Genomic DNA, 2,067 nt, shown 5'->3' with positions numbered 1-2,067 from the left:
GCGCTCCGCGGTGAGGTCCGGCCGCAGCAGGTAGCCGCGCGCCTGGCCTTCGCCCGCGAGGTACAGCTCCCCGGCGACGCCCACCGGCACGGGCTGGAGCGTGGAGTCGAGGACGTAGGCGCGCGTGTCCGGCAGGGGCCGGCCGATGAGCGGCACCTCCTCGCGTCCCACCAGCGAGCCCGTCGAGTACGTCGTGTCCTCCGACGGGCCGTAGAGGTTGTAGAGCTTCTCCACGGAGGGCAGGCCATACACCTGCTTCGCCAGCGTTTCCGGTAGTGCCTCACCCGCGAGGTTGATGACACGCACTCCGGCTGGCACCGCACCCAGGCGCACCAGTTGGGCCATGGCGGAGGGCACGGTGTTGATGAGCGTCACCTCGGACGCAGTGGAAAGCTCCGGCAGGTGCAAGGCATTGCGCGCCACCACCACCGCGCCTCCGCTGGAGAGCGGGGCGAACAACTCAAACACGGACAGGTCGAAGTTGAGACTCGTCGCCGCGAGGACGCCCTTCAACTCTTCCGGCTCGTAGGTCGCCATTGCCCAGTGGAGGAAGGCCACGGCGTTGCCCTGGGTGATGGCGACGCCCTTGGGGCGGCCGGTGCTGCCGGAGGTGTAGATGAGGTAGGCGAGGTGGCCGGGGAGCACGTCCACCGCAGGGGCGGTGGTGGGCTGAAGTGCCAGCACTGCATCCGTGTCCAGGCACACGGGCGTAGCGGAGTGCTCCGGCAGGGAGGCGAGCAGGTGCGAGTGAGCCACCAGTGCTGGCCCTTGCGCGTCCTCCAACAGCCAGCCCAAGCGCTCACGCGGGTAGCTGGGGTCGAGCGGTACGTAGGCGCCACCGGCCTTGAGGATGCCGAGCGCTCCGATGACGAGGTCCTCGGTGCGCTCCACGCACAGGCCGACGCGGACTTCGGGGCCGACGCCCAGGCCGCGCAGCCGGTGCGCGAGCTGATTGGCCCTTGCGTCCACTTCCCGGTACGTCAGGCGCCGCTCCGGGGTGATGACCGCCACGGCGTCAGGTATGCGCTGCACCTGCGCCTCCACCAGCGCGGCGATGCTGGATTCGCGCTCCGTCGCAGGCGTGCGCGGATTCCATTCGACGAGGAGTTGCTGGCGCTCCGCGTCGGTGAGCAGTGGCAGGTCCGCGAGCCGGGTGTCTGGCTTCGTCGCGATGGCCTCCAGCAGCACGCCCAGGTGGCCGGCCATGCGCTGGAGGGTTGAGGTATCGAAGAGGTCCGTCGCGTACTCGAACGAGCCAATGAGCCCCGTCGGCGTCTCTCGCAGCGCGAGGGTGAGATCGAACTTGGCGAATTGCGCTTCCAACGGCAGCGACTGGAAGGACAGCCCCGGCAGACGCAGCGCTTCGGAGGGCGTGTTCTGGAGGATGAACATCGCCTGGAAGAGCGGCCCTCGGCTCAGGTCGCGCGTGGGCTGCAGGGCTTCAACGAGCTTCTCGAACGGCAGGTGCTGGTGCTCATAGGCCGCGAGCGTGGTGCCGCGCACCTGGGCCATCAGCTCACGGAACGTCGCCTGGGGCTTCAGGTGTGCACGCAGCACCAGCGTGTTGACGAAGAAGCCGATGAGGCCCTCCGTTTCCGCCTGGGTGCGGCCCGCGATGGGAGAGCCCACGCTGATGTCGTCCTGGGCGGAGTAGCGCGACAGGAGTACCTGGAAGGCCGCGAGCAGCGTCATGAAGGGCGTGGCGCCCTCGCGCTGGGACAAGGCCTTGAGCGCCTCGGACACGTTGGCGGGGATGCGGACGTCCACCGTGGCGCCGCGGTGCGACTGCGCGGGTGGCCGCGGGCGGTCGGTGGGCAGTTCCAGCGCGGCCGGTGCTCCCGTGAGCTGCTGCTTCCAGTAGCCCATCTGTGCTTCCAGGGCCGCACCCTGGAGCCAGTCGCGCTGCCACGCCGCGAAGCCCGCGTACTGCACGGGCAGCGGCGGGAGGGCCGGCGTGGTGCCCGTGCTGAACGCCGCGTAGAAGGCGGCCAGCTCGCGGACGAGCACGCCCATGGACCAGCCGTCGGAGACGATGTGGTGCATCGTCACCAGCAGCAGGTGCTCCTC

Annotated in this window: 1 protein-coding gene; it reads right to left on the bottom strand. The window is 69.7% G+C overall.

Annotated elements, in window-relative coordinates:
- Positions 1–2,067, bottom strand: a 2,067-nt coding sequence (locus D7V97_RS42655; protein WP_147445244.1) for a condensation domain-containing protein, incomplete at both ends; no start/stop codon positions are given.

The sequence above is a fragment of the Corallococcus sp. CA053C genome, from assembly GCF_003611675.1.
Taxonomy (GTDB): domain Bacteria; phylum Myxococcota; class Myxococcia; order Myxococcales; family Myxococcaceae; genus Corallococcus.
Note: the sequence above shows the minus strand (reverse complement) of the source record. Positions and strands in the feature narration are given on the sequence as shown.